The organism is Globicatella sanguinis, from assembly GCF_002847845.2.
In the GTDB taxonomy this organism is placed as follows: Bacteria; Bacillota; Bacilli; order Lactobacillales; family Aerococcaceae; genus Globicatella; species Globicatella sanguinis.
This window is the reverse complement of the sequence record NZ_CP126962.1, coordinates 501,918-520,327: the sequence shown is the minus strand read 5'-3', so window position 1 is coordinate 520,327 and position 18,410 is coordinate 501,918. Positions and strand designations below refer to the sequence as shown.

18 protein-coding genes are annotated in these 18,410 nt (G+C 35.5%); 17 read left to right on the top strand and 1 reads right to left on the bottom strand.

Translation table 11 applies throughout. The features are described 5' to 3' along the window. Positions 1-313: 313 nt before the first annotated feature. A complete protein-coding gene (locus CYJ72_RS02225; protein WP_284630089.1) occupies positions 314-1,276 on the bottom strand; it encodes an IS30 family transposase in 963 nt (320 codons plus the stop codon). A gap of 190 nt (positions 1,277-1,466) precedes the next feature. Here CYJ72_RS02225 and CYJ72_RS02220 point away from each other — a divergent pair, with 190 nt between their 5' ends. The 17 genes from CYJ72_RS02220 (at position 1,467) to ftsA (ending at position 18,399) form a co-directional block, all read left to right on the top strand. After that, a complete protein-coding gene (locus CYJ72_RS02220; RefSeq protein ID WP_066125407.1) occupies positions 1,467-1,754 on the top strand; it encodes a UPF0223 family protein in 288 nt (95 codons plus the stop codon). 10 nt (positions 1,755-1,764) lie between these two features. Continuing rightward, positions 1,765-2,568, top strand: coding sequence for an inositol monophosphatase family protein (locus CYJ72_RS02215; protein WP_066125405.1), 804 nt, complete (start codon positions 1,765-1,767; stop codon positions 2,566-2,568). Next, complete coding sequence (gene typA / locus CYJ72_RS02210) at positions 2,555-4,387, top strand: translational GTPase TypA (protein WP_066125403.1); 1,833 nt, start codon at positions 2,555-2,557, stop codon at positions 4,385-4,387. Before CYJ72_RS02215 ends, typA begins: the two co-directional genes overlap by 14 nt. Positions 4,388-4,921: 534 nt before the next feature. After that, the gene (locus tag CYJ72_RS02205; protein ID WP_066125401.1) at positions 4,922-5,152 is read left to right on the top strand and encodes a DUF1146 family protein; all 231 of its coding nucleotides are present in this window, start codon (positions 4,922-4,924) and stop codon (positions 5,150-5,152) included. 62 nt (positions 5,153-5,214) lie between these two features. Further along, positions 5,215-6,516 (top strand): UDP-N-acetylglucosamine 1-carboxyvinyltransferase, encoded by a 1,302-nt coding sequence (murA, locus tag CYJ72_RS02200; RefSeq protein ID WP_066125399.1) that lies wholly within the window; start codon positions 5,215-5,217, stop codon positions 6,514-6,516. Between the two features lie 22 nt (positions 6,517-6,538). Next, positions 6,539-7,603, top strand: coding sequence for a rod shape-determining protein (locus CYJ72_RS02195; RefSeq protein ID WP_284630267.1), 1,065 nt, complete (start codon positions 6,539-6,541; stop codon positions 7,601-7,603). A gap of 16 nt (positions 7,604-7,619) precedes the next feature. Further along, positions 7,620-7,817 carry a DNA-directed RNA polymerase subunit beta gene (locus CYJ72_RS02190; protein WP_078756016.1) on the top strand — a complete coding sequence of 66 codons (198 nt, stop codon included), beginning with the start codon at positions 7,620-7,622 and terminating at the stop codon, positions 7,815-7,817. A gap of 79 nt (positions 7,818-7,896) precedes the next feature. Continuing rightward, positions 7,897-8,274: a hypothetical protein gene (locus CYJ72_RS02185; protein WP_101812958.1), complete on the top strand. Its 378-nt coding sequence runs from the start codon at positions 7,897-7,899 to the stop codon at positions 8,272-8,274. A gap of 222 nt (positions 8,275-8,496) precedes the next feature. Continuing rightward, complete coding sequence (gene mraZ / locus CYJ72_RS02180) at positions 8,497-8,928, top strand: division/cell wall cluster transcriptional repressor MraZ (protein WP_066125391.1); 432 nt, start codon at positions 8,497-8,499, stop codon at positions 8,926-8,928. A 14-nt stretch (positions 8,929-8,942) separates the two neighbouring features. Continuing rightward, a complete protein-coding gene (rsmH, locus tag CYJ72_RS02175) occupies positions 8,943-9,890 on the top strand; it encodes a 16S rRNA (cytosine(1402)-N(4))-methyltransferase RsmH (RefSeq protein WP_066125389.1) in 948 nt (315 codons plus the stop codon). A 48-nt stretch (positions 9,891-9,938) separates the two neighbouring features. After that, on the top strand, positions 9,939-10,310 hold the full coding sequence (locus CYJ72_RS02170; protein ID WP_066125387.1) for a hypothetical protein: 372 nt from the start codon (positions 9,939-9,941) through the stop codon (positions 10,308-10,310). A gap of 53 nt (positions 10,311-10,363) precedes the next feature. Beyond that, complete coding sequence (locus CYJ72_RS02165; RefSeq protein ID WP_284630266.1) at positions 10,364-12,016, top strand: peptidoglycan D,D-transpeptidase FtsI family protein; 1,653 nt, start codon at positions 10,364-10,366, stop codon at positions 12,014-12,016. A gap of 16 nt (positions 12,017-12,032) precedes the next feature. Further along, positions 12,033-13,520, top strand: coding sequence for a UDP-N-acetylmuramoyl-L-alanyl-D-glutamate--2,6-diaminopimelate ligase (locus CYJ72_RS02160; protein WP_284630265.1), 1,488 nt, complete (start codon positions 12,033-12,035; stop codon positions 13,518-13,520). 22 nt (positions 13,521-13,542) lie between these two features. Beyond that, positions 13,543-14,496 carry a phospho-N-acetylmuramoyl-pentapeptide-transferase gene (mraY, locus tag CYJ72_RS02155; RefSeq protein WP_284630264.1) on the top strand — a complete coding sequence of 318 codons (954 nt, stop codon included), beginning with the start codon at positions 13,543-13,545 and terminating at the stop codon, positions 14,494-14,496. Between the two features lie 21 nt (positions 14,497-14,517). Next, complete coding sequence (gene murD, locus CYJ72_RS02150; RefSeq protein ID WP_284630263.1) at positions 14,518-15,873, top strand: UDP-N-acetylmuramoyl-L-alanine--D-glutamate ligase; 1,356 nt, start codon at positions 14,518-14,520, stop codon at positions 15,871-15,873. A gap of 41 nt (positions 15,874-15,914) precedes the next feature. Further along, entirely contained in the window at positions 15,915-16,805 is an 891-nt protein-coding gene (locus CYJ72_RS02145) for a cell division protein FtsQ/DivIB (protein WP_066125379.1), read from the top strand. Positions 16,806-16,938: 133 nt separating this feature from the next. Next, a complete protein-coding gene (gene ftsA / locus CYJ72_RS02140) occupies positions 16,939-18,399 on the top strand; it encodes a cell division protein FtsA (protein ID WP_284630262.1) in 1,461 nt (486 codons plus the stop codon). The last annotated feature ends 11 nt before the right edge of the window (positions 18,400-18,410 follow it).

Genomic DNA, 18,410 nt, shown 5'->3' with positions numbered 1-18,410 from the left:
GTTTGCTTTTTGTTTAATTGATAATTAAAATGTTTGTTCGAAAGTTCAAGTATAAATTATCCACTAACTTTAAGGTTTCCACAAAGTCAGATTTGTGGCAAGTGTAGTGAGTCAAATTGATGCATTAAATCGTTAGAGCTTTACTTGGATGCTCCGGTATGATACTCGCGAATAGCGAGTTGGGGAAAGGGTTTGGGTAGGAGACCCAAAAAGCATCCCCAAATCATCATGCCGGGCTAGGCACCAAGTCAAGCTCTAACAATCAGGTGCCTTACGCAATGGATTCACTGTCTTAACAAACACATTGTGTGCATTAGAAAGCATCTATCCATCCAAGTTCCTTACAACAATCGATAAAAACTTCAATTGGCGTTCGATAACCTAATGATTTTCGTGGAATTTCATTGCGGAAATGAGCTGTTTGGCTGAGTATTTCCTGCGATATATCGGTAAAATCCATCCCCTTAGATAACCCATCTCTTCGAAGTAGTCCATTAGAGTGTTCATTTAAGCCGCGTTGTGACGGACAACCGGGATCAGCAAAGTAAATATTGATGTCATTGACATTTGAAATGGCTTGCCAATCAGAAAATTCTTTTCCACAATCAAACGTAATGGATTTAAATATATTTCTCGGTAAATAAGCAAACCAGTTATCACAAGCGATTCGCACATCACTTGCTTTGCGACTGTTAATTTTTATCGGGATGATGAGTTTACTGATTCTTTCGACCAGTGTTAGGACTGCACTCTTATGGTCTTTTCCGACAATCGTGTCACCTTCTAGATGTCCAAATTCTTTCTCATATTGTGGATTTTCTTTTTTACGATCTTCGATGGTGCGTCTAAAGTGTTGTTTACCTCTTTTTTCCTGATGCCCATTGGGTTTTCTCTTACCTTTCATCGGTAAAGTTGAGGGATCAAAGAGTTCCGAGTCTTTAAAACGACGATAGAGTGTTCGAGCTGTACATCCTAATGGGAGTTCATTCCGACCAATGATGACGTCAGGAGACCACCCCTGGTCCACTTTTTTCTTAATATATGTGATTTGTTTAGTGTTAAAGACCTTCTTTTTGGCACCACAGCGTGATTTATTCTCTTTATATTGATCGTAGTATTCCTGAATATTACCACTATTTTTAAGAAAATTAACGACGTTATAAATGGTTTGGATGGCCCGATTTAATTTTTTAGCGATATCCGTTACTTTTTTACCGCTATCGTAATAATTTTCTATCCAAATCAATTCTTTCATGGTAAGATGTGTATAAGCCATTTGTATGTACTCCTTCCTTAGCATGTGTTCGTATGTTTAGGATACCATACAAATGGCCTATTTATTTTTCTAGCTTAATTTTACTATCCAAGAAACTAAAATAATTTGATATAGACCGCTTTCATCGGAAAAATGTTTTTATTTTTATTGCAAAATACTGTATAGTAGTACATGGACAGGAGGCGGGCTAATGCAAAATTATGCTTATCCTATCGATTCAGATTGGTCAACAGAAGAGATAGTTAAAGTTGTTGAATTTTTAGCAGCTGTTGAGCAAGTTTATGAGTCTTCAATGGATGTTAAAGAGTTCTCGATTAAGTATCAAAAATTTAAAGAAGTGGTGACCAGTATAAGTGGTGAAAAACAATTAGATAAAGTTTTCCAAAGTGAAAGTGGTTATTCTATTTATCAAGCTGTGAAATTAATGAAAGAGCTGAATAAGACGGAAGCCAAAAACAAAAAGATGAGGATTAATTAGGAGGAAGAATATGGATTACCAATTACATCATCGTATTTTAGTTTGGATGGAAGAAGCGGCAGAGGCTTTGAGAGAATCTCATAGTAGAAAATTACAAGTCGATGAAAAAAAGGATGCCAGTGATTTAGTTACTGAAATGGATAAAGCAACGGAAAAATTCTTTACTGAGAAAATTCGTCAGTTTTATCCTGAACACCGTATTATTGGCGAAGAAGGAATCAGTGATCCGGTAAATGATACCAATGGCATGATTTGGGTTATTGATCCGATTGATGGAACTTTAAACTTTGTTAAACAAAAGAATAATTTTGGTATTATGATTGGTTTATTTAATAATGGTAAGCCAGTAGCGGGCTATATTTATGATGTGATGCAGCATGATTTATATTATGGTATCGTTGGTGAAGGGATGTATCTCAATAATAAACCATTGAAACCATTACCGGTAGGTCCATTAAATGATAGTCTCATTATGGGAAATGTCGGGATGTTTAGTCGCAATCAAAATAATTGTCAAAGTTTATTAGCAACGGTATTAGGAGCCAGAGCACATGGTTCTGCAGCTTTAGAGGTGATTCAAGTTTTAAGAGGTGAAGCCTCACTTTACTTATCTTTTGGCTTACATCCTTGGGATTTTGCTGCAGGATATGCGATTTGTGAAGCGGGTGGTATTATTTGTACACAAGCAAATGGCTCACCATTATCTATTTTAGAAAAATCACCGGTCCTCTTTGCACATCCAAGCGTTTATAAGGAAGCAGTCGAAATTTTAAACAATCCAACAGAAATAGGGGAAATTAATGAATACGCGTAATGATATAAGAAATATTGCAATAATTGCTCACGTTGACCACGGTAAAACAACTTTGGTTGACCAATTACTAAAAAACTCAGATACTCTTGATGCTCGTTTACAGTTAGAAGAACGTGCAATGGACTCGGGAGATATCGAAAAAGAACGTGGCATTACCATCTTAGCCAAAAATACAGCTGTTAACTATAAAGGCACTCGTATTAACATTTTAGACACACCAGGACATGCCGATTTTGGTGGTGAAGTAGAGCGTATTCTTAAAATGGTTGATGGTGTTGTGTTAGTAGTGGATGCTTATGAAGGTACCATGCCACAAACACGTTTTGTATTAAAAAAAGCATTAGAAGTTGGATTAACGCCAGTAGTGGTTGTTAATAAAATTGATAAACCGTCAGCAAGACCGGCAGAAGTGGTCGATGAAGTGTTAGAATTATTTATTGAACTCGGTGCGGATGATGACCAATTAGAATTCCCAGTAGTTTATGCTTCAGCTATTAACGGTACTTCTTCTACTTCTGATCAACTAGAAGACCAACAGCCCTCAATGGATGCTATTTTTGATGCTGTTATCGAACATGTGCCAGCACCCATTGATAATAGTGATGAACCTTTACAATTTCAAGTTTCCTTATTAGATTATAATGCCTTTGTAGGTCGTATTGGAATTGGACGTGTTTTCCGTGGTAAGATTAAAGTGGGCGATAATGTTGCTTTAATGAAAGCAGATGGCACTAAGAAAAATTTCCGTGTCACCAAGATTTTAGGTTTCTTTGGTTTAGATCGTGTAGAAATTAATGAAGCTAAAGCCGGAGATTTAATTGCACTTTCTGGTATGGAAGATATTTTCGTTGGTGAAACAGTTGCTGACGCACAAAAGCCTGAAGCTTTACCATTACTACACATCGATGAACCGACATTGGAAATGACATTCTTAACAAATAATTCGCCTTTTGCTGGACGTGAAGGTAAGTATGTAACAGCGCGTAATTTACAAGATCGTTTAATGCAAGAATTACATACAGACGTTTCATTGAAAGTAGAACCAACTGATTCACCAGATGCGTTTAGAGTGATGGGACGTGGCGAGTTGCACTTATCCATCTTAATTGAAACAATGCGTCGTCAAGGATATGAGTTCCAAGTTTCAAGACCAAAAGTTATTTTACGTGAAATTGACGGTAAAATGTGTGAGCCATTTGAGCGCGTACAAATTGATACACCGGAAGAATATATGGGTTCGATTATCGAAGCATTAGGTTCTCGTAAAGCTGAAATGGCTGATATGATTCATACTGGTAATGGTCAAGTACGTTTAGTATTCTTAGTCCCAGCGCGTGGTTTAATTGGCTTTTCTACAGAGTTCATGTCGATTACGCGCGGTTACGGCATTATTAACCATACTTTCGATGATTATTTACCAGTAATAGAAGGAAGTATTGGTCGTCGTCGTAATGGTACTTTAGTTTCGATTGAAAATGGTACAGCAACGACTTATAGTATTATGGCTTTAGAAGATCGTGGTACGATTTTCGTAGAACCTGGTACGGAAGTTTATGGCGGTATGATAGTGGGAGAACATAATCGTGAAAATGACTTAACAGTCAATATTACTCGCGCGAAAAACTTAACGAACGTTCGTTCTGCTACTAAAGATCAAACAGCAGTCATCAAACGTCCTCGAATCTTGACTTTAGAAGAATCCATTCAATTTATGGATGATGATGAATATTGTGAAGTAACCCCAAAAAGTATTCGTCTAAGAAAACAAATTTTAGATAAATCTTTACGTGAGAAAGCCAATAAAAAAGAAAGTAAATAGTTTTTTGTAAGACACATAAAGCTTACCATAACTGGTGTCCCGAGGGAGACCAGTTTTTTGGGTTCTTTATTAATATGTGCGAGCTATGAAAGATTAACCATTCATCCAGCCATGGAGAAATTTAATTTTTGCCAATGACTTTTTTGATATTGGAAGCAGAATTAAGAAAGTTAATTTTGGCTAATGACTTTTTTGATATTGGAAGTAGAATTGAGAAAGTTAATTTTGGCTAATGACTTTTTTAGTTATTGGAAGTAGGTTGAATGTTAGCAAATGAATGCTGACTCTACTTGCTGTCTATAAAAAGTATATAGAGACTGAGTATAGTAAGCGAAAATTAGCTGTTATTTTCTTAGTCACTCCCATTTATTAATGTCAAAAAGCTTATTCTCGCGCTTTTATTGCAAATGAAACAAGGAGATTGACTAATTTACAATAAGATTACTTTTAAAAATTTTGATTACAAAATAACTTTTGGGTGTATTTAAATTTATTTTATGCTATGATAGAAAAGAAACGAGGGGTGAGAATAAAATGACAACAGCTAATGGTATGGCAGTACTGCTTGTAAGATTTTTATTCGTCATGATGTCTTATATGATTTTAGACAAAATCGATTGGCGTAAATTATTTTCCAAAAGAAATTATGTTTACGCTCAGTATGTTTGTATTTTAGCAAGCATCGCACTGGGACATCTTACTGGCTCGTTTGTTATTACGATCATGGAATTATTGCGTAGTATTTTATACAGCATATTCCTATAATTAAATCGACTTATCGTTCGCTCCAAAACGATAAGGTAAAACTAAAGGGGAATAAATTGAATATGGAAGAAATTTTAGTACAAGGCGGTAATCGCTTAGAGGGATCTGTTAAGGTTGAAGGAGCGAAAAATGCCGTATTACCCATTCTAGCTGCTTCTATTTTGGTTGAAGAGGGTAAGACATACTTGTCAAATGTTCCAGTTCTATCAGATGTCTATACAATTAATGAATTATTGAACAATATTAATGTAAAAAATAAATTTGATACAGAGAACAATACAATAGTTTTAGATGCAACAGGTGATATCTTAACAACGGCTGACTATGATTTTGTTAGCAAGATGCGCGCTTCTATTGTTGTAATGGGACCATTATTAGCACGATTTGGTCATGCTCGTGTCGCAATGCCAGGTGGTTGTGCGATTGGGTCAAGACCGATTGATTTACATTTAAAAGGATTTGAAGCTTTAGGCGCGAAGATTACGCGTGCTGCCGGCTATGTTGAAGCAACAGCTGAAAAATTAGTTGGAGCGCGTATATATTTAGATTTTCCAAGTGTCGGAGCTACTGAAAATATTATGATGGCAGCTGTATATGCTGAAGGGACTACTATCATTGAAAACGTGGCCCGTGAACCAGAGATTGTTGATTTAGCGAATTTTTTAAATAAAATGGGTGCTCATGTCGTCGGGGCTGGTACAGAGACAATTCGTATTGAAGGTGTGCAAACATTACATGGAACAGAACATTCCGTGGTTCCAGATCGAATTGAAGCGGGAACCTTTATGGTAGCGGCAGCTGTTACCAAAGGTGATGTCTATATTGAAGGAGCAATCGCTGAGCACAATCGTCCATTAATTAGTAAATTAAGAGAAATGGGCGTTGTTATTGAAGACTATCAAGACGGTATTCGTGTTCAAGGTCCTGAGAAATTAAAACCAGTTGATGTAAAAACTTTACCACACCCTGGTTTTCCAACTGATATGCAAGCTCAAATGACTATCGCACAATTATTAGCAGAAGGTAGTTCAGTTTTAACTGAAACAGTATTTGAGAATCGTTTTATGCATTTTGAAGAATTACGTCGTATGGGTGCAGAATTTAAAGTTGATCGACAAACCGTTGCAATGTACGGACCATCTGAATTAACAGGGGCGAGCGTTAAAGCGACTGATTTACGAGCAGCGGCCGCTTTAATAATTGCAGGTTTAACCGCAAAAGGATTAACCCGTGTTTCGGAATTACAATATTTAGATCGTGGATATTATAAATTCCATGAAAAACTAATTGCTTTAGGGGCGAATATAGAACGTGTTGACATTCATTCATTGAATCAAACCAATACGAAGCCTGTAACTGTCTAAGAAGGCAAAATGAGGTGAACATATGAGCAGAGATATAGGAATTGATTTCGGAACTGCAAATGTGTTAATTCATTTTAAAGGGCGCGGAATTGTGGTCAATGAACCTTCAGTAGTGGCGGTAGACAACCGGACACATGAAATTATTGAGGTTGGTAAACGTGCCTATGAAATGATAGGGCGAACGCCAGAATCAATTGACATCGTCCATCCTTTAAAAGGCGGTGTGATTGCTGATTTTGATTTAGCTGAAGCGATGTTAGTTTTATTTTTAGAAAAAATTCATGCACGACGCTGGTTTTCTAAACCCAATGTGTTGATTTGTTGCCCTTCTAATATAAGTGAAATTGAACAATTGTCACTAGTTGAAGCAACAGAAAGAGCAATTGGTGGTCGAATTTTTATTGAGGAAGAATCGAAAATTGCTGCTGTCGGAGCAGGGATTGATTTAACCGATGCTTCTGCTAACATGATTATGGACATCGGTGGCGGGACCACAGACATCGCTGTGATTTCATCAGGAGAAATTGTTAATAGTGAATCCTTAAAGGTCGCAGGGGATGATTTTGATTTAGCAATCGTCCAATATTTTAAGGAGCATCATAATTTATTAATTGGCGAACGCTCCGCTGAAGAAGTGAAAAAATTATTGGCGAGTGCTTTACCTGTTGAAGAAGGGGAACTAGCAACATATGATTTAAAAGGTCGCGATTTAGTATCGGGATTACCACGATCATTAAATGTCACTTCTAATCATATTTACGAAGCAATCTGGCCACAATTACAAATAATCGCACGTACAGCAAGACGTATTTTGGAAGACACCGAACCGGAAATGGTAGCTGACGTCATTGAAAAAGGGATTATTTTAACCGGTGGTGGCGCGATGACGTATCATTTGGATACATATTTAACCGAGGAGTTAGGGGTTAGCGCTTTAAGAGCAGAACAACCAATGAGTTGTGTTGCGATTGGCACTGGCCTCATGTTAGAATTAATCTTAAGTGGAAAATTAGAACGAAAAAATGTTTCCGAAAAACACAAACTAAAACGTTGGTTGTTACGACTTAAGAGACGATTAATTGGATAATAAAAGGATGATACTTATGAGCGAAACCTATCTTACAGAATCGATGCTCATTAAAGCATTGAAATTAATATTAAAAACAATCCTTTACCTATTATTACTTATTTTGTTTGTAGTGATTGGGTTGTTTGTTGGTTATTGTCTCATAGGAGATGGTAATTATTGGGAAGTATTAAATCGTGATACTTGGCAACATATTATTAATTTTGTAAAGTAACACTGAACAATTATTTTGATACAGAGGTTTGGCAAAAAAATGATGACTTTGCCCTGCCTCTTTTTTAGAAGGTGATAGAATGTACCCATTTTCATTAAGTGAACTAATGATTTATATTACGCCTATTTTAATGGTTTATTTAATTCAAAAGTATTTCAAAGCGTATCTGAAATTTTTTAAAGAGTGGCCACTGACGATGGCTATCATTTTAATACCATTATGGCTAACCTCCATTTATTTATTAGGGTGGCTTATTTTTGATTATAATTTAGTGCCGTTTATTTTATTTTTTTCATGTTTTATTTTAGTTTTGCAATTATATGATTATGTGCGTCGCATTGATCACTTTACCTTTAAAAATTATTATTTAATGGCAAGTAAATTATTATTTCAACATTTATCGGCTTTTTTTCTTGGCTTAGTGATTTTAAGATTATTTACGTATTTTGTGGGATAATCCCCCACCTTTTTTTATTTATAGGTGTTTCATGGGGGATTCTACCACTATTATGGGAAAATCCCCCACATTTTTGTTTAAATATAAACCTTATTATATCAACGCTTAGCGACTTTGTTTTATAAAAGTCGTATTTTTTTTGATATTTTTTAGGAAAAAGTGGTACGTTGTGGGGAATTGTGGTAAACTATAATCAAAGCATTAGAAAGTGGGTGAAGGGTCGTGCTTATTGGTGAATATCAACATAATATTGACACAAAAGGGCGACTCATTATGCCTGCAAAATTCAGACCTGATTTGGGTGAGCGTTTTATTATCACTCGTGGGATGGATGGATGCTTGTTTGGATTTCCGATGTCAAGTTGGGAAACCATCCATGAAAAATTGAAAAATTTACCTTTGTCAAAAAAAGATGCACGTACTTTTACGCGTTTATTCTACTCAGCTGCCACTGAAGTAGAGTTTGACCGTCAAGGACGTGTTAATTTACCGAAAAATTTAATAGAGTTCGCAAAAATCGATAAGGAATGCCGTGTGGTCGGCGTGTCAGACCGTATCGAGATTTGGAGTAGCGAACAATGGAATAATTTTTCTGAAATGAATGATGATGAATTTGAAAATATTGCAGAAGATTTGTTTGATTTTGGATTTTAATTAGGAGTGAGATTATGTCATTTGAGCACTATACAGTGTTATTAAAAGAGACAATTGATGGTCTAAATATTAAACCAAATGGCATTTATGTTGACTGTACATTAGGTGGGGCTGGACATGCCAAATATATCCTATCCCAATTAAATGATGATGGAAGACTTTATGCCTTTGACCAGGATATGGTGGCGATTGAGAATGCGAAAAAAGAATTAGCAGACGAAGTCGAAAAGGGTAAAGTAATCTTTATTCATAATAATTTTAGAAATATAACCGAAGCGTTAGCGACTTATGGTGTAACTGAAGTTGACGGCGTTTACTATGATTTAGGAGTTTCCTCCCCACAATTAGATGTTGCACAAAGAGGATTTAGTTATCATCAAGAAGCACGTTTAGATATGAGAATGAATCAAGAGGCAGCATTGACTGCTTACGAAGTAGTCAATCAGTGGCCTTTTGAAGAATTAATGAAAATAATATTTCGATATGGTGAAGAAAAATTTGCCAAACGTATTGCACGTAATATTGAAAAAGAACGTTCAATTGCGCCGATTGAGACGACGACACAATTAGCAGAAATTGTCAAAACTTCAATTCCAGCTGCAACGAGAAGAACAGGGGGCCATCCTGCTAAAAGAACTTTCCAAGCAATCCGTATTGCAGTAAATGATGAATTAGGAGCCTTAGAAGATTCAATGCAACAAGCAGTTAAATTATTAAAAGTTGGTGGACGTATTAGCGCCATTACTTTCCATTCTTTAGAAGATCGATTTGTAAAACAATATTTTAAAGAATTAAGTACTGCACCTGAAATACCACATAATTTACCAGTGTTACCCACAATAGCTAGTGCTGATTATACATTGGTTAATCGTAAACCTATTGTCGCAAGTGAAGAAGAACTATCTGAGAACAATCGTTCTCGTAGTGCTAAGTTAAGAATAATTGAAAGAATAAAACAATAAAGAGAAAAAATATCAAACTAACATTTGATATTTCATGAGGTGATAAAAATGGCGGAAGTAATAAGCAAAACAACTGAATATCCAACAATGAATCATCAAACTTATTCTCAACCATTTGACGCATCGATTAGTAAAACAGGAACATTTGTATTTGTCTTTACACGGATTCATGCCTTGGTGTTAATGGGAGTCATGTTAGTTTGCACCGTGTTAATCGCATTTAATTTAATAATGCAACAAAAGACAGCTGAAGCTGAAATCGCAGTTAGAAACTATGAAGCAGAGATTTCAACACTTCAGACACATACAGACACTATTTACAATAAAATTAGTGACCAATATAATTATGAAATAATAAAAAAAGCAGCTAAAGAAGGCAATTTAAACATTGATTCATCGAGAGTGAGGTCAGTTGAGTAATAATGAAAAGTAGTAAGCTAAACATATTTATTTTGGCTATGACGGCTGTAGTAATGTGTGTATTATTTATTACTAGAATTGTGCAATTAACTGTTCTAAAATCAGTAAATGGCGTCGATTTAGTTAGTTACACTGAAATAGCCAATGAAAGAAGTAGTATTACACAAGCAAGAAGAGGGACGATTTTTGATTCTAAAGATCAACCGATTGCCATGGATACTACTTCTTATTCTTTATTTGCAATTTTAAGAAATGCCGATGAGGAAGTAATTGTAAAAGATTATGATTTAACCGCCAAAGTACTATCTGAGAATATTGATTTAACCCGTGATCAAGTTTTAACCTTATTGCGTAATCCGGATGCTAATCAAATTGAATTTGGTGAAGCCGGTCGTAATTTATCAAAAGAAGTAAAAGAGAAAATTGAAGAAGCCAACTTACCGGGTGTCTATTTTGCGAGTGAAACAACGCGTCAGTACATTAATGACTTTTTTGCTTCCCATTTAATAGGCTATGCGACGCCCTTAATGGCAGGAGAAAATGATGATTATGAAGACGCTGAAATATTAAAAGGACAGTTAGGGATTGAATTAAGCTACGATGAACAGTTAAGTGGTGCGAAAGACTACCGAGAACAATGGGAAGCATCGAATAACCTTAATTATTTATCTGGTGATGATCTTTACTTAACGCTCGATAGTCGCTTACAAAATCAACTAGAGGATTTATTAAATACCGCCATTACTACTTACCAACCAAAAGAGATGGGAGCTTACCTAGTAGAAGTGAAAACCGGTAAATTAATTGCAGCGGCTCAACGGCCTTCGTTTAATTTAAATACCCGTGAAGGCATTGATAAAGAATGGCGAAATTTTTTAACCGAAGATGCTTATGAACCGGGATCAACAATCAAAATATTAACGATGAGTGTCGCTTATGACCATAATCTATATCAGCCAGACGAAAAGTATCATTCGGGAACGATTGAAATATTTGATACTAAAATTAATGATCATAATTTATATGGATGGGGAGATATTACCTTTGAAGAAGGTTTAGCTCGTTCAAGTAATACGGCGATGGTCACTTTAATTGAGCGCCTGGGTGAAGAAAAATGGATTGACGAACTTGCCAAGTTTGGATTTGGAAAATCAACTAACTCAGGATTAATTAATGAAATTGACGGCACCTTTAGTTTTGATAATCCCGTATCGCGATATATGTCAAGTTTTGGCCAAGCATTTTCGACAACACCGATTCAATTGCTTCAAGCTTTTACCTCTGTAGCAAATCATGGTACAATGGTTAAGGTTCAATACATCGAAGGTATTGGCGAAAAAAATAATCAGTATAAAGTACAAGAATTAGGACAACCTATTTCCAAAGAAGCTGCTGATCATGTCTTAGGCTTAATGGTCGATACCGTTGAAAAAGATTATGGGACGGCAAAACCATTCAAGAGTGACATCGTTAAAGTAGCGGCTAAAACAGGTACGGCTGAAATTGCCAATGAAGATGGTACCGGTTATTTAACTGGGCCGAATGATTATACCGACTCGGTAGTGGCTTTTTTTCCGGCTAATGACCCGAAATATATGATGTATCTTTATATGAAACAACCGACGGATAAGAAAGGCTTAATTGGTTCACAGATTTTAGCCCAAACATTTCATCCGTTTATTGAATCGATTTATATTAATCAGTAAAGAAAGAAGGAAATACATGAAAGCGACAGATTTAATCGAAGTCCTTCGATTAAAAGCTATTTATGGAGAACCATTAGCAAATAAAGAGATTAGTTTATTAGTGAATGATACACGCAAAATTATCGCAAACAGTTGTTATATTGCGATACGTGGTGAACATTTTGATGGGCATCATGCTATCGAACAAGCAGTTAAAGCGGGTGCCAATGTTGTAGTTGTAGAAGAATACCGTGAAGCATGGCAAAACTTAAATGCGACTATTATATTAGTAGATTCAACTTTTCGTGCTCAAGCAATTCTAGCTAATCAATTTTATCACCGTCCATCAGAAAGACTAACGATAACAGCGATTACGGGTACGAATGGCAAAACAACCACAAGTTCAATGATTAGTGATTGGTTAACGAGATTAGGTCATAAAACCGGCTTGTTAGGAACCTTACATTATAAGGTCAACGAAAAATATTATCCCGCAGTCAACACTACTCCGAATGCTTTAGAATTACAACGATTATTTAATGAAATGGTAGTAGAAGAGTGTCAAGATGCAATCATTGAGGCGTCATCACACGCTTTGCAATTAGGTCGTTTATGGTATACTGAAGTAGACTGTGCAATTTTTACCAACTTAACACGCGAACATTTAGATTTTCATCATACGATGGAGCATTATGCTTATGCTAAAAGTTTATTATTTGCTCAATTAGGTCAAAGATTATCCAACGGACGACCAAAACTAGCGATTGTTAATTTAGATGATGAATACAGTCAGCTAATGGCGCAAGCAACAGCTGCTGAAGTCGCCATTTATAGTATTGGTAACGCGGATGCCACCGTTTATGCTACAGACATTGAAGTAGTAGATAACCAAACTAAGTTTAAGCTCTGGGTGAATCAACGTCCACATCAAGTTACGTTAAAAATGCTAGGTGATTATAATGTTGCAAATTATATGGCAGCCTTTTTATGTTTGAAATATTATTATGGCTATTCTACCGAAGAAATTATTCGAGTAAGCGGTGAGTTTGAAGGTGTGAGTGGTCGCATGCAATTAGTAGATGAAGGACAACCCTATAAAGTAGTAGTTGATTTTGCCCATACACCAGATGCTATCGAAAATGTTTTAAAAGAATTAGCAGCTAAAAAGCAAGGAAGATTAATTACTTTGATCGGACATAGTGGAGGTAATCGAGATAGTGGCGCTCGTCCTGAAATAGGGGACATTGTCTTTAAATATTCAGATTATATCGTTTTTACAGCCGATAATCCACGCCATGAGCCAGTTCAAAAAATTTGTCAGGAAATAATTGGTCAGCATAATGAAGTAGACTATACAATTATTGAAAAAAGAGAAGAAGCGATAGCTTTCGCATTGAATCATGCAAATGAACAGGATACGGTTGTCTTTACAGGTAAAGGTGGCGAATTATATCAAGTCATTGGGGATGATTATGTCCCATATAATGAAGTTGAGGTAATTAAAGCTACTTTAAGAAAAAAATAAATAGAACATTAGGTGAATAAATATGGAATTAGCTTTACCATTGGCAGTAAGCTTCGCGATTACTGTCTCAATTATGCCATTTTTTATTGGTTATTTTAATTATAAAAAAATCGGTCAAACAACTCGTGAGGAAGGTCCAACGTGGCATGAAGTTAAAACGGGAACACCAACCATGGGTGGAACGGTCTTTGTTTTTGCAATCTTAGTTACTTTATTAATCAGTGCATGGTTAATGAAATTACTGGAAGGCAGTGTTTGGATGATTCTCTTAACCTTCTTATTATTTGGAGGAATCGGCTTTGTAGATGATTTTATTAGTATCTTTAAAAAGCAAAATGAAGGATTAACCGCCAAACAAAAATTCGTTTTGCAAATTATCTTTTCGATCGTTATTATGTTGATTGGCGTTTTACATCAATATAAAATATCCATCCCCTTAGGGTTTACACAAATTACCAATCCGGTTATCTTAATTATTTTTGCTAGTGTTTGGATTAATGGATTTTCCAATGCCGTTAATCTTACCGATGGTTTAGATGGTCTAGCAACAGGACTGAATGTTATTGCTTATGGTGCTTATTTTGCTATTGCTATTAATCAAGGTGCGCAGACTATTGCTTTAGCTTGTTTTGTGGTGGTAGGTGCCTTATTGGGATTCTTAATTTATAATAAGAAACCAGCGAAAATATTTATGGGTGATGTTGGATCACTCGCCTTAGGGGCCGGATTAGCAGTTATATCGATTTTATTAAATAATCCATGGAGTTTATTGATCATAGGTTTAGTATTTGTTGTGGAAACAGCAAGTGTTATTTTACAAGTATGGTCATTCAAAACAAGAGGTAAACGTATTTTTAAAATGAGTCCGATTCACCATCATTTTGAGATGAGTGGATGGTCTGAATCGAAAGTCGTTTATGTCTTTTGGTTAGTTGGTATGATTGCCGCAATCATTTATATTAGCATATTCAAATAAAAAAGGATTTAAGGTGTCAAAATGGATTTAAAAGATAAAAAAGTATTGGTTTTAGGTTACGCTAGAACGGGAAGAGGAGCCGCTGAATTTTTAGTTTCTCAAGGTGCGAATGTCACCATCAACGATTTAAATGATTTAAGCGAAGAACCATCGATTAAAGAGTTAAAAGCTAAAGGCGTTATCGTTGTTGATAAAAAACAACCAGTTACACTTTTAAACGAAAACTTTGACTTTATTGTTAAAAACCCTGGTATTCCTTATCAAATTGATTTATTACAAGCGGCTATTGCACAAGAGATTCCTATTTATACAGATATTGAAATTTTCGATTGGTATAATCCGGGAATATTAATTGGTATAACGGGCAGTAACGGTAAAACAACCACTACTACCTTGGTTGATAAAATTTTACAAAATAGTCAGTATCAAGCCCATTTAGCAGGTAATATTGGTATTCCGACACTATCGGTTTTACCAAAAGTAAAAGAAAATGATGTGGTAACGATGGAACTATCGAGTTTTCAATTGATGGGAACAGATAAATTCAAACCACATATTGCTGCCATTACGAATATCTTCTCCGCTCACCTAGATTATCATGGTACAAGAGAAGAATATGTTAAAGCAAAATTACGACTTATTCAAAACCAAGATAATCATGACTTTATAATCTTTAATGCAGATCAAAAAGAACTTGCCGGTTATGTGGTTGAATCACCTGCTAATAAAGTACCATTTGCTAGATTAAATTTAACGGATTCAGTACGACAAACTGGAGCGTATTATGAAAATGGTGGTTTATACTTTAAAGGCGAATTGATTATGAAAGAAAACGATATTCAAATTCCCGGTGAACATAATATTGAGAATATTTTAGTTGCTATTGCAATTACCAAAATATTAAACGTTCCAAACAACATTATTCACGATACAATTATGAATTATCATGGTGTTGAATATCGTATCCAACCTGTTGGAAGTTATAATGGTATTCGTTATTATAATGACTCTAAAGCGACTAATCCTGATGCAACCATTACTGCATTAAAGAGTTTTACTGAACCAACAGTCTATATTGGTGGCGGCTTGGACCGTGGCATTAGATTTGATGAATTAGTGCCATATTTAGAAAATGTCAAAGTTGCTATTTTATATGGTGAATCAAAAGAAATTATGAAAGAAGCGATGGAACAAGCTCAGATTGCAGAAATTGTGATGGTGGATAATTTAGAACAAGCAACGAAAGCCGCGCAATCATATGCTGAAAGTGGCGATGTTGTATTATTATCGCCTGCTTGTGCAAGTTGGGATCAGTACCAATCGTTTGAAGAACGTGGAGCACAATTTAACGAATTAATTGCTGGTCTCAATCAATAATCAAGCTTCAATTATTAGAATTTTTTGAAGGAGGTGTTATAATGCCAAATATTTTTGAAGATGATTTAGAGAATGTGCGACAATTTAACCAACAATTAGAAGCAGAAGTAAATGACGTTATAACATCTAATCAAAAAATTGTAAGAAGTAAACCAGAGAAAGCACCCATTAATTGGACTAAAGGGTTGCCAACCGGTAGAGTTGAATTAGCTAGTGTGACTGCCGTAATTTTCATTTTAATGTGGACATTCTGGTGGCAATTAGCCCCTTTTAATAAAGTCAATCATTTAACCGTTTCCGGTAATGAAATTGCAGAATCGGAAATGGTTGCTTATTCTTCTGGGATTCGCTCTCTTGACACAATTAAAAATGTCATGGCTAATAGAGAACAAATTGAAAAGAATATTATTCAAACCAATCCCATTGTTTCGGGCGTTGTTTTCGATCGTGTTAATTGGAAACAAATGGATATTAAAGTTTCAGAATATCATATTGTGGCGATTGTAGAAATTGAAGGGGAATTATATCCTTTATTGGAAAATGGTGAAATCTTAGTGGAATCCAATAAATATTTGCAAGAGAATATGGACCGATTTAATTTACCAAGAATTTTAAATGTTGAACAAAAAGGTAAATTAGTATCTGTAGCAACGTCTTTAAGAAGAGTTGAACCAGATGTCCTAGCTTTAATCGATACCATTGAATTATCGAAGGATTTGAATCGTCCAAATCATTTAACGATGAAAATGCAAGACGGGATGTATGTCAAAGCCGTCACTTCTACCGTGGCTGAAAAAATTAATAAATATCCTGCCATGAAAAAAATTATTGGCGACCAAATGGGAACTGTTAATTTAGAAGTAGGAGCTTACTTCACACCAGAAACAGAAGGTAATAATAATATTAAACTTGATACTAATTTAGATAATTAATAAATATTTCTGGTACTATTTGAAGTTTTATCTTCAATATAAATTTATTTTGTGTTAAAATTGTAGAGAGCTATTAGAGGTAGACACAACTCCTATAATACATAAAACTACGTTAAGGGGGTTACATATTGTAATGAGAAATCATGAAATTTTTGTGAGTTTAGATATCGGCACCACATCGATTAAAGTTGTGGTAGCAGAATATATTAATGGACAAATTAACATCATTGGTGTTGGTAATGTAAAGTCTAGAGGATTAAGTCGAGGCGTGATCGTTGATATTGACGAAACAGTTTACTCGATTCAACAGGCTGTTACATTAGCCGAACAAAAATCTAATGTTAAAATTAAAGAAGTATCGGTCGGCATTCCAAGTAATAAATTAGGTTTAGAATCTTGTCATGGAATGATAGCTGTATCGAATGAAAATAGAGAGATTACCAATCGTGATGTGGATAATGTGATTACCGCGGCTAAAGTTCGCTCTGTGGCACCAGAAAGAGAAATCATTTCGGTTATTCCAGAAGAATTTGTGGTAGATGGATTTAACGGTATACGTGATCCACGCGGCATGATAGGTGTTCGTTTAGAATTATATGCGACCTTATTAACAGGACCAAGAACGATTATTCATAACATTAAACGTTGTGTTGAAAAAGCCGGCTTAGTAATTAAAGAATTAGTTTTACAGCCACAAGCTATTGCTGAAGTAGCACTTAGTCAAGATGAACGTGAATTTGGTACCGTCATTATTGACATGGGTGGGGGACAAACCTCTGCTTCAATTATTTATGATAATCAATTAAAATATTCTTTCGTCGATCAAGAAGGTGGCGATTTTGTTACTAAAGACATTTCAATTATTTTGAATACATCTTTAGAAAGTGCTGAGCGGATTAAGCGTGAATATGGGTATGCAATTGCTAGTCAAACTTCAGATGAAGAGTATTTCCCCGTTGAGACAGTAGGTAAAAAAGAGCCTGTTCGTGTAGATGAGCGTTATTTAGCAGAAATTATTGAAGCGCGTTTAGCTCAAATTTTTGAAACGATACATGAAGACCTAGGAGCTGTGGATGCTCTTGATTTGCCAGGTGGTTTTGTGATCACCGGGGGTGCAGCATCATTACCAGGTGTCTTGGAATTAGCACAAAAATTCTTTGGTAGTAAAGTGCGTCTATTCATTCCCGAACAGATGGGGATGCGTAATCCAGTCTTTTCTACTAGTATGGGTATTATCGAATATGTTGCAGGCTTAGATGATGTTCATCGGATTGCTCAAGGAACTTATCGACCTAATAGTCGTCCGGCGCAACAACCTGAACAAAATCACGATGCAAGTAATGACTATTACCCAGCTCAACCTAATCGACAAACGACTCAATATCAAAGACCGATGTCTGAAGCGAGTCCAAGACCTGAAAGACCAAGAGCAAATTATGATCAATATCAACAAACGAATGGTCAAGAAAATCAACGATATATCGAAAATGAATATTATGAAGAGGAAACTAACCAAGGTGTTTATGAAGAACCAAGCAATGAAAATTCAGTTGCTTCAAAAGTAAAAGCATTTTTCAATACATTTTTTGATTAGTCATGAAATTA